Source organism: Alteribacillus sp. YIM 98480 (assembly GCF_009765375.1).
Lineage (GTDB): Bacteria > Bacillota > Bacilli > Bacillales > Marinococcaceae > Alteribacillus.
Genome location: NZ_VTOK01000017.1, coordinates 1 through 14,170 on the forward strand (window position 1 = coordinate 1; position 14,170 = coordinate 14,170).

Consider the following 14,170-nt stretch of genomic DNA (forward strand, 5'->3'; position numbering starts at 1 on the left):
GCCGCATTGAAGCAGAAGAAGCAAAGCAGTGGGGATTGCTGACAGAAGTGGTGCCCCACAGCGAATTAAACCAGGCAGTAGATAACCTGGTAGAAGAATTAGTACGCTTCTCGCCATTAGCTCAAAGAGTAAGTAAGCGTATACTTAACTCTTCCCAGGACACCCCGCTGAGCACCGGTTTAGAGCTGGAAGGCTATGCGTACGGAATGCTTCGTTCAACCGATGACTTCCGTGAAGGGGTAGACGCTTTCTATGAGAAAAGAAGCGCGAATTTCACGGGAAAATAAATATCAGCAAAAAAGGTGGTAAATTGATGAAATTAAGACTTACATTATTGTTTTTAATTCTTGTATTAATATTGAGTGCCTGTGGAGGCTCAGGTGAAATAGAGGCAGATACTGATAACTCTGAGGATAGCAGTGAAACGGTTGAAATAAGACTTGGACATGTTACCCAAACAACTCATCCTTATCATTTAGCTGCAGAACACTTCGCTGAGCAAGTTGAAAAAGAATCAGATGGAAATATACAAATTGAAATTTATCCATCTCGACAATTAGGTGGAGACGTCGAAATGCTGGAGATGCTTCAAAACGGCTCGTTGGAAGCAGGGTTTATTTCATCTTCTGTATTCAGTGGTTCTACCCCGGTTATGGACGGTCTACAACTTCCATTTTTGTTAGATAGTTATGAGGTATTTGGACAAGCCATTCAAAGCGAGACCGCAGACAAAATGTTAGACCGATTAGAAGAAATAAATTTAAAAGGACTTGGCATTAATGAAAGTGGAATGCGGCATATGGGTTCTAATATTTCTCCAATTCAAACCCCAGAAGACTTAGATGGACTTAGCATTAGAGTTGCAGAGAGTCCGTTAATGCAAAGTATTTTTTCAACGTTAGGGGCTGACCCGACATCAATGGCATATGGGGAAATATATTCCGCTTTGCAAACGGATGTAATTGATGCTCATGAATCCGATTTGTCGGCGTATGTTGCTGAAAACTTCTATGAAGTGACAGATTATATTACGTTAACTAAACATTTTCCTTGGCCCAATATAAACGTATTTAATCTTGATTTTTATGAATCTCTTTCTGAAGAGAATCAACAAATTTTAGAAAAAGCAGGAGAAGAAACACAAATGTGGATTCTTGAAAGGTTAGTAGACCTGGATGAGGAAGCACTTCAAGAACTAAATAATGAAGGGGTACATGTAGAAGAATTAGAAGATATATCTTCGTTCCGAGATAAGGTCCAACCAGTATATGAAGAATATGCTGAAAAAGATCCATTAATTGAGGAATTTATTTCAACAGTAGAAGAGATTAAAAGCGATCAGTAAGGAAAGTGAGGGGGGAGAATGCTTTGGATAAGTTCATCGCTGGTCTGTATAGTGTTTCAAAGTGGCTAGTAGCAGCACTAGTTGCAGCAATGTCTGTTGTTATTATTGCGCAAATTATAAGCAGAGGGATCTTTCATTATTCCATTTTTTGGGCAGAGGAACTTTCTAGGTTTTGTCTTATTTGGATAACATTCATAGGGGCTAGCGCCGCTTATAAAAATGTCGAAATGGCAGCACTTGATTTATTAGAAAAGAAGATCTCAGGAAAATTTAGATGGCTCAATAAAGTAATAATTGAATTATTGGTGCTTGTTTTTGTGGTCACTGCTTTATATTACGGTGTGATCCAAACATTTTCCCCTAGTATTATGAACCAAGTATCGCCAGCCATTCAATTACCAATGTTTATTGTTTATCTGGCCATTCCAATTGGTTTTGGCCTGATGAGCTTATATTCTATTTCTTCATTAATTCGCTTAATTAAACACAGATAAGGAGGGTGAAAATGGCAACTGCTACGATTATAATCATATTTTTTCTCTTGTTGATTTTAGGAATTCCCATAGCTTTTGTACTAGGCTTAACTAGTTTATCTCATATTGTTGTTAGTGGAAATACCAGTATGCTAACGAGTTTTGCTCAAAGTATGTTAACAGCAGCGAACAATTTTAGTTTGATGGCCATCCCTCTTTTTGTTCTGACAGGCGAATTAATGAATTACGGTGGCATTACCAAACGTTTAACTGATTTTGCGCGCACCTTTGTATCACATTTTAAAGGCGGGTTAGCTTACGTCAATATTCTAGTAAGTATGTTCTTGTCTGCGATTGTTGGTTCAGCAAATGCGGTGGCAGCTATACAAAGTTCATCTATGGTTCCGGAAATGGAGAAGGATGGGTATAGAAAAGATTATTCTTCTGCTGTGACAGCCTCCTCCTCAATCATGGGGCCCATAATTCCGCCAAGCATGGTATTTATTTTATATGGTGTCACTGCCAGCACATCGATTGGTTCTTTATTTTTAGCAGGGATTATACCTGGTTTGTTACTAGCTTTGTCTTTTTCTGTCATCTCATTCTTTTACGCACGGAAACATGATTTTCCTACTAAGTCTCGAGCAGGGTGGAAAGAGAGATTTCAATCATTATTAAAAGCCGCCCCTGCATTGGTTATTCCATTGTTTATTATTGGTGGTATTGTTTCAGGGTTTTTCACAGCAACAGAAGCAGGAGCAATAGGAAGCTTAGTTGCTTTTATAGTAGGAATGTTTTTCTATCGAGATCTTAAATGGAAAAATCTATATCGTATCTTTTTAAAAACGGGTATTGTAACAGCTTCTATTATGATAATCGTTGCAACAGCCAATCTATTTGGGTTATCCCTAACGTTTGAAAGAATCCCGCAAATGATTGCGGAGGGACTGCTTTCTATATCTACTAATCCTTGGGTAGTACTTCTAATATTAAACGTTGTTTTGCTCACTGTCGGAATGTTTTTAGAACCGTTAGCTGCGATTATTATCGTTGTTCCCGTTCTAATGCCTGTTATTTCTCAATTGGGAATAGATCCGGTTCATTTTGGTGTAATGGTTTCATTAAACTTAGTCATTGGGTTAATTACACCTCCAGTTGGAGTAGCGTTATTTGTTACTGCTGGGATAACAAAAGTCTCTATTTCGACTCTAAGTAGAGCAGTTACTCCTTTTGTTATAGCTGCAGTTATCATTTTATTAATTATTACCTATATTCCAGACATCGTACTATTTGTACCAGAATTATTTTCTTTGTAATAAGAGCAAAATAGGATGCACTTAAACAGAAAAGCTGGGAGGTGCAGGGTTGGTGAAAAAGATCGTCATCGCCATTTCCGGGGCAAGCGGAGCCTTGTATGGTATACGTATTCTAGAAGTCTTAAAACCCTTAAATATTGAAACGCATGTAATTATTAGTCCTTCCGCTTTCAAAACGATAGAGTACGAAACAGATTATTCAAAAGAAGACGTTGTCGCACTCAGTACTCATATATATGACTCTCAAGACATCGGGGCAACAATATCAAGCGGATCTTTTATGGTAGAAGGGATGATTATAGCTCCTTGTTCGATAAAATCTATGTCTTCTATTGCAAATAGTTTAAATGACAATTTGTTGACTCGAGCTGCAGACGTAACATTAAAGGAAAGAAGAAAGCTTGTGCTGTTGTTACGAGAGACTCCATTACATTTAGGACATATCAATCTCATGAAAAATATCACGGAAATGGGCGGTGTTGTTTTGCCGCCTGTCCCAAGCTTTTATCATAAACCGAAATCTATCGATGATATCGTTAACCAAAGTGTCGGCAAGGCTTTGGATCAATTTGGTATTGAGGCAAATTTATTTGAAAGATGGCCAGGTTTACAAAAAAGAGAGGAAGAGATATTGCATGATTCTTAATAACAAGAATGGCAGAAATTTTATAAACGGTGAATGGAAAGAATCCATTTCTAGAGAAACGAGTAATTCCATAAATCCTGCGACCAATGAAAACATAGGAACAACTCAAAAATCTACGACAGAAGATATCCAATTAGCTATAGAAATTGCTCATCAAGCCTTTAACAAAAGTGAATGGAAAAGCAATTCTTCATTACGGGCAGATGCACTGATGGCTTGGGCACAGAATTTAAAAGAAAACAGCGAAGAACTCGCCCAGCTGCTAACAATGGAGAATGGCAAAACTATTAATGAATCTCGAAAAGAATTAAATGCTTGTATTGATACATTAAAATATTTTGCTGGGATGTCACGAAGTATTTTTGGAAGATCTATTAATTTATCAGAGACTAGTTATGGAATCATTGATAAAGATCCAATTGGGGTAGTTGGAATTATTTCCCCTTGGAATTGGCCTGCTATGCTGATGATTCGTGAAGCTGCCCCGGCTTTAGCTGCTGGAAACACAGTTATTTTAAAACCCGCAAGTCATACACCACTGATTAGCCTTGCACTTGTAGGTGTAATAGAAAATATAGAAGAATTTCCTCCTGGAGTAGTAAACATGGTTACTGGACCAGGCTCCGTAATAGGACAAGAAATAGCTGAAAGTCCTTATGTGAACGCCATTAGCTTTACAGGGGATACGACTACAGGAAAACAATTAATGAAAAACGCATCAGAAAAAGTTAAAAAGCTAGCGCTAGAATTAGGTGGGAAATCTCCACATGTATTATTTTCAGATGCTAATTTAACGAAAGCAATTCCAATTATTAATCAATCTATTTTTAATACAGCTGGTCAGATGTGTTTTGCTGGAAGCAGGGTTATTGTTCATGAATCCATTCATGAAGAAGTGGTAGAAGCACTTCGAAAAGAAGCGGAAAATTTGAAAGTTGGCAATGGCTTAGATGAATCCGTTGATATGGGACCAGTAATTTCTGAGAAGCAACAAAAAGAAGTCATGGACTTTATTGAATTAGGCAAACGTGAAAGTAAACTTATCACAGGTGGGAACTCTCTCCAAGGTGAAGATTTTGATAAAGGATACTTTATCGAACCAACTATTTTTGATGAAGTTCCAATCGAGGCTAAAATTGCTCAAGAAGAAATTTTCGGGCCTGTATTAGTCGTTCAAACATTTAAAGATGAAGCGGAAGCTATTGAGTTGGCAAATGGCACGATTTTTGGGCTCGCCGCAGGTGTATGGACAAAAAACATTAACAAAGCAGTGCGTGTATCGAAAAAGATTGATGCAGGAACAGTATGGATTAATACGTATAACAAAAACTACCCACAAACAGAATTTGGTGGATATAAAGAAAGCGGATTAGGACGCACAAGGGGAATTGAAGGACTATTAGAATACACAGAGACCAAGCATATTAATGTAGAAATCGATGAAAGTGAGTAAAGCGGACAAACTGCAGGTTTGAAACGTAATGGAGAGGGAGGTAAGAACATGCTATCTGACTTTCAATTTCATTTGCCGACAAAAATCATATTTGGATATGAAAAAATATCAGAATTAACTAACATCTTAACCAATGAAAACGTGAAAAACGTTTTCATTGTGACTGATAAAGGCATTGTTAATGCAGGTATTTTGGAACCGATTGTAAATCAACTGGATGCAGCGAAGATGTCCTATCATGTATTCGATGAGGTTGAGCCAGACCCAAGTACGGATACGGTTAATAAAGCGACAGCGGTTTATAAGGAAATGGAATGTGATGCAATTATTGCATTAGGTGGGGGAAGCCCCATTGATACTGCAAAAGGAATAAGAGTGGTAGCTAGTAATGGAGGAGGAATTAGCGATTATGCAGGCGTAAATCGTGTAGAAACTTTTCCGGATATACCGTTAATAGCTTTACCGACAACATCAGGAACTGGTAGTGAGGTAACAATTTTTGCTGTATTTTCAGATTGGGAACAAAGACGAAAAGTGACAGTGACTAGTCCGTTTTTGGCACCAACGATTAGCATTGTTGACCCGAAATTAACAATTAGCTTACCGCCGCATATCACTGCTGCTACTGGGATTGATGCCTTTGCACATGGAGCAGAAACATATGTGTCACGGTTATCACAACCAGCCAGCGAAGCATTAGCCCTGTCAGCAATGAGAACGGTTAACCAATACCTTCGTACAGCTGTCTATAATGGGGAAGACAAAACAGCAAGAATAAAATTAGCCGAAGCCAGTTTGTTAGCAGGAATGGCATTTAACCAATCTTATTTAGGGTTAACCCATGCTATAGGGAGCGCTGTGAGCGGTCATGCACATGTTAGTCATGGTATAGTTATAGGTCTGCTTCTCCCTAGTGTAATGGAATACAATACAGTTGCTCAATTGGACAAGTATTCACAAATGGGTACTTGTTTTGAAGAAGACTATTCATATTTACCAAAAAAAGAAGCGGCGATTAAAGTCGTTGAAAAAGTTACAGAACTGAGAAATGATATAGGGCTTCCGCAGAAACTAACAGATGTTGGTGTGAAAAAAGAACAACTTCAAGATATAGCTGAAGATTCATTAAAAAGCGGAATGTGGCACTTCAACCCTAGAAGAGCATCTAAAGAAGAGATATATAAATTACTACAGGAAATTTTTTAGGAGGTAAGAGATGGATAGATGTGAGTCTTTAAGAAATTGGCTGCATCATTTAGAGGAAAAAAGTGAGTTAGCAACGATTGAAAAAAAAGTGTCGCTGAATTATGAGATCGCAGCAGCAGCCAAAAAATTAGATGGGAAAAAAGCTGGCTATTTTTCTAACGTTGAAGAGTATAAAACCCCTGTTTTAGCAGGTACAGCTACTACCAGACAACAATTTGCTGATGCATTAAATATTGATGTAGATAAGCTTAGCAAAACCTTTTTAGATGCACTGAAACAACCTCTGCCCTGTCATTTAATAGAAAGTAAGCAAGCGCCCGTTCATGAGAATATTATTGAGAAAAAGGATGTTGATCTTTTACATCAATTTCCTATACCGGTTCATCACGAAAAAGATTCAGGGAATTATATTACCGGAGGACTTGCGATAGCAAAGGACCCTGTAACTGGTAAACAAAACGTTTCTATTCATAGGCTGCAGATTTCTGGGAAAGATCGGTTGGGAGCATTAATACTGCCAAGACACTTATATAACTTCTTTAAAAACAAAGAAGAAGCAGGTGAAGGTCTTGATATTGCTATTGTAATAGGCGTGGATCCAGTGCTGTTGCTTGCTTCTCAAGCTATTGCTTCGGTAGGACAAGATGAGCTGGAAGTAGCTGGTGCTTTAAAAGGTTATGAAGAACAAGTAGTGAAATGTAAAACAATTGACGTGGATGTTCCGGCAAATGCAGAAATCGTATTAGAAGGAAAAATTTTGCCTGAAGTGAGAGAGACAGAGGGACCGTTTGGAGAGTTTCCAAAGTATTACGGTCCCGAAAGTAAAAAGGAAGTAATAGAGATTAATACCATCACTCACCGCAATAACCCTATCTATCAAACCATTCTTCCTGCAAGTTATGAACACTTATTGTTAGGAGGAATACCTAGAGAGGCTAGTATCTTAAACAAATTGCGAGAAACGGTACCAACCGTGAAAGATGTCCATCTTACAATTGGAGGGACATGCCGATATCATTTGGCTGTTTCAATGAAAAAAAGGAATGAAGGGGAAGCGAAAAATGTCATACTTGCCGCATTTGCAGCTCATTATGATGTGAAACATGTGGTGGTTGTTGATGAAGAAGTAGATATTTTTAATATGGAAGAAATCGAATGGGCGGTTGCAACGAGGTTCCAAGCGGACAAGGATATGGTAGTTGTGCATGATAGTTTAGGATCTAAATTAGATCCATCCACAGACCAAGGAGTAGGTTCTAAAGTAGGGTTTGACTGCACTGTTCCGTTAAATGCTCAACCAATGGAATATGAACGAATTAGAATTCCTGGTTTAGAAGATTTGAATATCGATGATTATATAAAATAAATGACATTTATTCTAAAAAGAAAGGGTCCATTTCGGCCCTTTACATTTCAAACGCCATTAAAGCGCTTACAAAAATTGAAAGGGTGAATATTTGTGAAAAAGTTATTTATTCCGGTTTCTATTATTTTATCTCTTCTGTTAATGCTTGGTGGATGCGGAGAAGAAAACGAGCAAAGTACGAATGCTAATCCAGACTTTCTTTCGTTTGCTACTTTATCGGAAGGAAGCGCTTGGTATGTTTATGGAGCAACTATGGCAGAAGTAATTCGTTCAGATATAGATGAAGTGAAGAAAGTGGACGTCCTTCCCCATTCTGGAGGAATAGGGAATGTTGAAACTGTATCTACTGGTGAAGCAGAATTAGGCTTTACGTTTAGTGTTACAAATAAATGGGGCAATGATGGAGAAGTTGCGTTTGAGGAAGTATATGATGATTTTAGCGTGTTAACTGGAGCATTGGATCAATATTATGTAGGTATCATTATGCGTGATGAGTTTATGGAAGAACATGATATTACTTCTATTGCAGATATAAAAGAAAAAGAAATACCAACCAATTTGTACACAGTTAATATTGGAAGCCAAGGTGAGTTTGCGGCCCAACAAGTTTTAGAAGCATATGGAATGAACTATGACGACCTGAAAGATTATGGGGGAGCCGTTGAACATACATCTTTTGACGTTGTAAAATCAGCTTTTCAAGACGGAGAGGCAGATATGTTTGTGCAAGTGATGACAAAAGGTCATCCAGGTTTTACTGAGATAGCCATTCAGACGCCTGTTACCTTTATGTCAATTGAAGATGAATTTAGAGAGAAATTAGAGGAAACAGGTAACCAGAAAGTGACATTTCCTGCAGGCCATTATGAAGGACAAGATGAAGAGGTTGAAACGGTAGGGTTTACAACGACTTTGGTAGCTAACAATGACCTTTCTGAAGATTTAGCATATGACATAACTAAATCTATAGTAGAGAACAAAGATAAATTAGTACAAGGTCATCAGGGGCTGGAAGCTTTTGATCCTGAAAAAGGACTGGAGCCTGAATATACTGGCGGTACTGATATACATCCTGGGGCTTTAAAATATTATGAGGAAAAAGGTTGGAAGTAAATAGAAGAATTTGGAATGCAGGGGATCTTCAATGTTTAGAATATTTGGATTACTGATATGAATGAAAGATATCTCCAATAAAAGGGGCTTGTAATATGAAAAGATTCATGAAGATATCAGCAATAATAGCCATTTGCTGGTCCATTTTCCATTTATACACGGCGTCTTTTGGTGCGTTGCCTGCTTATGTACAAAGAGGAATACACGTTTCCTTTGCATTATCTTTAGCCTATTCCTTATTTTTAATAAGCAAAAACAGACCAAATAACATATGGAAAGTGGTCGATGGGATAACCATTATAACTCCTCTATTAATTGGGGTCTATTTATTATACCATTCTGAACGTTTAACTTCTCGTAATTGGTTTGTAGATAGTTTTCAGCCTTTGGATTTATGGCTGGGTATCATTTATATCCTTCTCGTTATAGAAGTTTCACGAAGAACGGTTGGAAAGGTCATAACATTATTAGGTGTCTTATTTATCATCTATGGTTTTGTTGGTCCGTATAACTATGGGTTACTGAGCCATCGAGGATTAGACTTAAATGACACTGTTGATTTGTTGTTTTTGTCACCTGAAGGGATTTTCGGTGTTCCGGTTGGTGTTGCTGCAGACTATGTTTTTTATTTTATATTGTTTGGAGCTTTTTTGAATATATCCGGAGGGGGCCAGCTTTTTAACGATATTGCTTTTCGGTTAACGAGAAAAGCAAAAGGCGGGCCTGCAAAAGCAGCTGTCATCTCCAGTGGTTTCATGGGAAGCATTAGTGGAAGTGCTGTAGCTAACGTGGCTAGTACAGGTATATTTACGATTCCATTAATGAAAAGAGCTGGTTATTCAAAGAAAGATTCCGCTGCAATAGAAGCTATAGCTTCTACAGGAGGACAAATTCTACCTCCGATTATGGGAGCAGCCGTGTTTATTATGGCCGAAATGGTTGGCATTCCTTACGTTGAAATAATACTGGCAGCTCTTATTCCTGCTTTACTTTTCTACATTGCATTGTTGTTTAGTATTCACATAAAAGCAAGTAAAGAGAACATTGATAATTTAAGTGAGGAGATGGAAGAAAAACAAGAAAAAATTTGGAAACGCATTCATCTCTTGCTGCCTATGGTTGCGTTAATTGTGTTTATTTTTATGGGGTATTCTCTGCAACGTGCTGCGCTTTGGGCCATATTGTTAATTCTCGTTGTAAGTTTTTTAAGAAAGAAAACATTATTAAGTTTTACAGACATCTTTACAGCAATGGAAGATGGAGCAAAGCAAGCAATAAAAGTTACGATACCTTGTGCCATTGCAGGTATCATTGTTGGAATTATTGGTTTTTCAGGATTAGGGTTGAGCTTTACTAGCCTGATCGTCCAGTGGTCATTTGGAAATATCGTTTTAGGAATAGTATTAGTGGCACTCGGTTGTATTATTTTAGGAATGGGCATGCCAACTACTTCAGCTTACATTATGGCGGCTACGTTACTTGCACCAGCTTTGCAAGAATTTGGTATAGAACCGCTTGCTGCTCACATGTTTGTTCTATATTTTGCTGTATTATCCATGATCACGCCACCGATTGCTCTTGCCGCTTACAGTGCAGCAGGGATAGCGGGGGCAGGAACAAACGAAACAGGAATCAGAGCATTTGTACTAAGTATACCAGCTTTTATGATACCGCTGTCATTTGTGTTGAACCCTTCCATACTGTTAATGGGTAACGTATCTGACATAGTTTGGCATGCAATCCTCACGACTATTGGGATTATGGCGTTATGCGCGTTTATTGTTGGTTATCTATTTGCCAATATCGGTCCAATCGTAAGGGTCATGACATTCATAGCTGCCATATTGCTTCTCATTCCAAATCTCGTTTCTAGTTTAATAGGGTTTGCTTTGTTTGTTACGGTAGTTTGCTTACAGGTAATGAAAAGAAATAAAAAAATGGAAAAAGTGAACTTACTAAATGATCAACATGTATCTAATAGATAGGTTGTAAAAAATGTAGAATTACTTCCAGGAGGGACTGCTATGACTGAACACAAAAGCTTGTTTAAATCTTTAAATATAAATACTGTAAGTGCCGGTATTCTTGCAGCTGTTTTTGGGTGTACTGGTCCAGCCTTAATTGTAATGAGCGGGGCTGAGAATGGCGGCCTGACAGAAGTGGAAACGATTTCCTGGCTATTTGCTATTTACTTTTTCGGAGGTCTGTTAGGCATTATTTTGTCCTTAAGATATAGACAACCTATAGCAGGTGCATATGCAATCCCCGGTGCAGTTCTTGTAGCAGGAGCACTGTCTAATTATTCCCTTAATGAAGCAGCGGGAGCATATTTAGTGGCAGGGGTTATCGTATTTATTTTGGGAATAAGCGGTCTTATTAGTAAAGTGATGCACTGGATTCCAGTGCCAATTGTGATGGCTATGATCGCTGGTGCCATGATTTCATTTGGAACAGATATGATTCTTTCTGTGGAAGAAGCTCCTCTGATTGCTGGTTCCGCTATACTCGTTTATCTGTTATCTTCCACTTTTATTAAAAAAGTGCCTCCGATTTTACCTGCTTTTGGAGTTGCAGCCTTTCTAGCGTTTATAATGAACCAATTTGTAATGGAAAATATGGAACCAAGTTTTATTGTTCCTCAATTAGTTCTTCCTGTGTTCAGTCTTGACGCTATTATCTCGATTTCGGTTCCGCTTGCTTTACTGGTTATTGGGGCAGAAAATGCTCAAGCAACAGGAGTATTAATTACACAAGGCTATAAGCCTCCTGTTACGGCTATGACTATATTAAGCGGAATTGGTGGAGTGGTGACCTCTTTTTTCGGCGGTCACAATGCAAATATAGCTGGTCCGATGACAGCTATCTGTGCCTCAGAAGAAGCTGGCAAAGATAAACAAGCTCGTTATGCTTCTGTCATGGTTAATGGGGTATTATTTGTTGCTTTTGGGTTAGTAGCAGGTGTAGCGGTTCCATTTGTTACTGCGATGCCGGGTGTTTTAATTGGAACCGTTGCTGGACTTGCTATGATAGGAGTTTTATTAAATTCTTTACAATCTGCATTTTCAAAGTCAAAATTCCAGGTTGGTTCTTTCTTTGCTCTTATCATTGGAATGTCAGGGATTAGTTTATTTCAGATTAATTCTCCTTTTTGGGCAATAATTGGTGGTGTCATAGTATCACTTCTTATGGAGAGAAAGGATTTCCACACTATAAATAGTGAAGACAAAGGGACGGAACATATAAAATCTGCATAATTCTTAACCAGTTGCTTGGAAAGTTATAAAAGATAAACTTATTGAATTTTATCGCTTTATGTTGATAGTAAGGTCATAAAAAACGCCAACCCAGGCGTTTTTTATGTTTTTAATTAAAGCGGGTAATAGTTTTTGAGGGAGGTATGAAATGAAAATTACTGACTTTATGGAAACAAATATCCCTAAGGTACAGGTGACAGAAAAAATGGAGAATGCCCAACGAATATTATTGCAATCACATTTTTATGCACTTCCAATTTTAAACCAAGAAAAATATGTCGGAATGTTAGATAGAACATGTAAGGATCGAACCACGGGTCATTTAGAGAAATTAGTAAGAACAGATATTAAGAAGGTTTCGGGTGATGGGAATCTCGAGGAATTGTGGGATGTTTATTACCCCATGATCCCTATTGTTAATAAGGACCAAGTATTTCTTGGAGTTATCAGGCCAAAAAAAGTTATAAAAGAATTGCTATTAAAGCAACAGTTATATTCATCCGTTATTGAAAATTCAAATGATGGCATTCTTGTTATTGATCATAACGGGATCATAGAGTTAGTTAATGAAGCATTAGTGAAACTGAGTGGAGTACCTAGAAAGGAATACCTTGGGAGTAACATTGAAGAGATTATCGCAAGAGGTATTTTTAAAAAGGAATCTGTTACTTTAAGAGCATTAAAAGAGGAAAAGCATATATCTGATTTTCAACAATATCAAAACAACATCGATGTGTTAGTTAAAGCTATACCAATGTTTGATGGTAATAATCAATTAATAAAAGTACTTGCAAATGTTCACGACATAACGGATTTAGTAAAGTCCAAAAGACAATTAGAAAAAACGCAAACTATTTCAATGAGGATCCAAAAAAAGCTTTATAAGTTAATGGGAGAATCAAACCAGGCTGGTACGGTTATTGTGAGCCCGCAGATGAAAGAGATCATGAATCTTACAGAACAAATAGCAGAAACGAATTCTACCGTTTTTATTAGGGGAGAATCAGGTACTGGTAAGGAAGTTATCGCTAATGAAATACAACAAAAAAGTAAAAGAAAAAATCATTCATTTATTAAGGTCAATTGCGGAGCAATTCCAGAAGAATTATTAGAATCCGAATTTTTTGGATATGAATCGGGAGCATTTACTGGTGCAAAAAAAGAAGGAAAGCCAGGTTTAATTGAATTAGCAGATAAAGGCACTCTTTTTTTAGATGAAATTGGGGAATTGCCTTTAAGGCTGCAAGTAAAATTACTGCGATTTTTTCAGGAACAGGTCTTAACGCGCATTGGAGGTTCAAAAGAGATAAAAGTTGATGTAAGAATTATAGTTGCAACAAATCGGAACATAGAGAAGATGGTATCTGAGGGGAATTTCAGGGAAGATTTATATTACCGTCTCAATGTTGTTCCTATATACTTGCCGCCATTGAGAGAAAGAAAGGAAGAAATCATTCCATTAGTTATTCATTTTTTAAATACGTTTAACCAAAAACACGGCAAGAAAAAATATACTACAACGTTAGCTATGGATGCTCTGCAAAATTACTCATGGAAAGGAAATATTAGAGAAATTGCTAATTTAATGGAAAGGTTAGTGTTAACTGTTAAAAGCGATGAGATTCATTTAGATAATTTACCAACTGAAATTATGGAAGAAAATTCTAAAACAAAAAATAGGCAAAATAACACCCCTTTATTTATAGAAAAGACCAGCTCATCGTCAGAAAATATGTTTGAAGAAATGGAAAAAAAATTAATATGGGATTACCTAAAGGAAAATGGAAGCATAAGAAAAGCAGCAAAAGCTTTAGGAGTTTCCCATACAACATTAATGAGAAAGATGAAAAAATATGATATAAGAAATAATTCGTAAATTCGTTCAAAAATATATATGGTCATATTTTCTTTGTACCTTACTTTTCCTCTCCTCACCATCTGCTTTAGGCTTTTAATAAATTTAGTAAAAAGCAATCGCTCTTTCTTTTTTAATAATTG

General features: G+C 37.3%; 12 protein-coding genes. All 12 read left to right on the forward strand.

Annotated features, from left to right (window positions below):
- A partial coding sequence (locus tag FZF09_RS18475) for an enoyl-CoA hydratase/isomerase family protein (RefSeq protein WP_233269563.1) occupies positions 1 to 287 on the forward strand: 287 nt, incomplete at its 5' end.
- 26 nt (positions 288 to 313) lie between these two features.
- The gene (locus FZF09_RS18480; RefSeq protein WP_158738070.1) at positions 314 to 1,345 is read left to right on the forward strand and encodes a TRAP transporter substrate-binding protein; all 1,032 of its coding nucleotides are present in this window, start codon (positions 314 to 316) and stop codon (positions 1,343 to 1,345) included.
- Between the two features lie 23 nt (positions 1,346 to 1,368).
- Entirely contained in the window at positions 1,369 to 1,839 is a 471-nt protein-coding gene (locus FZF09_RS18485) for a TRAP transporter small permease (protein WP_158738071.1), read from the forward strand.
- Between the two features lie 11 nt (positions 1,840 to 1,850).
- Positions 1,851 to 3,134, forward strand: coding sequence for a TRAP transporter large permease (locus tag FZF09_RS18490; protein WP_158738072.1), 1,284 nt, complete (start codon positions 1,851 to 1,853; stop codon positions 3,132 to 3,134).
- A gap of 49 nt (positions 3,135 to 3,183) precedes the next feature.
- Positions 3,184 to 3,780, forward strand: a complete 597-nt coding sequence (locus FZF09_RS18495) for a UbiX family flavin prenyltransferase (RefSeq protein ID WP_304503072.1) — start codon at positions 3,184 to 3,186, stop codon at positions 3,778 to 3,780.
- Positions 3,770 to 5,233, forward strand: coding sequence for an aldehyde dehydrogenase family protein (locus FZF09_RS18500; protein WP_158738073.1), 1,464 nt, complete (start codon positions 3,770 to 3,772; stop codon positions 5,231 to 5,233). The genes FZF09_RS18495 and FZF09_RS18500 overlap by 11 nt, the downstream gene beginning before the upstream one ends.
- Positions 5,234 to 5,281: 48 nt before the next feature.
- Positions 5,282 to 6,439 carry an iron-containing alcohol dehydrogenase gene (locus FZF09_RS18505; RefSeq protein ID WP_158738074.1) on the forward strand — a complete coding sequence of 386 codons (1,158 nt, stop codon included), beginning with the start codon at positions 5,282 to 5,284 and terminating at the stop codon, positions 6,437 to 6,439.
- A 10-nt stretch (positions 6,440 to 6,449) separates the two neighbouring features.
- Positions 6,450 to 7,805: a UbiD family decarboxylase gene (locus FZF09_RS18510; protein WP_158738075.1), complete on the forward strand. Its 1,356-nt coding sequence runs from the start codon at positions 6,450 to 6,452 to the stop codon at positions 7,803 to 7,805.
- Between the two features lie 93 nt (positions 7,806 to 7,898).
- Positions 7,899 to 8,918, forward strand: a complete 1,020-nt coding sequence (locus tag FZF09_RS18515) for a TAXI family TRAP transporter solute-binding subunit (RefSeq protein WP_158738076.1) — start codon at positions 7,899 to 7,901, stop codon at positions 8,916 to 8,918.
- Between the two features lie 95 nt (positions 8,919 to 9,013).
- Positions 9,014 to 10,903, forward strand: a complete 1,890-nt coding sequence (locus tag FZF09_RS18520; protein ID WP_158738077.1) for a TRAP transporter permease — start codon at positions 9,014 to 9,016, stop codon at positions 10,901 to 10,903.
- A gap of 39 nt (positions 10,904 to 10,942) precedes the next feature.
- Complete coding sequence (locus tag FZF09_RS18525; protein ID WP_158738078.1) at positions 10,943 to 12,172, forward strand: benzoate/H(+) symporter BenE family transporter; 1,230 nt, start codon at positions 10,943 to 10,945, stop codon at positions 12,170 to 12,172.
- Positions 12,173 to 12,320: 148 nt separating this feature from the next.
- On the forward strand, positions 12,321 to 14,048 hold the full coding sequence (locus tag FZF09_RS18530; RefSeq protein ID WP_158738079.1) for a sigma 54-interacting transcriptional regulator: 1,728 nt from the start codon (positions 12,321 to 12,323) through the stop codon (positions 14,046 to 14,048).
- Positions 14,049 to 14,170 lie beyond the last annotated feature (122 nt).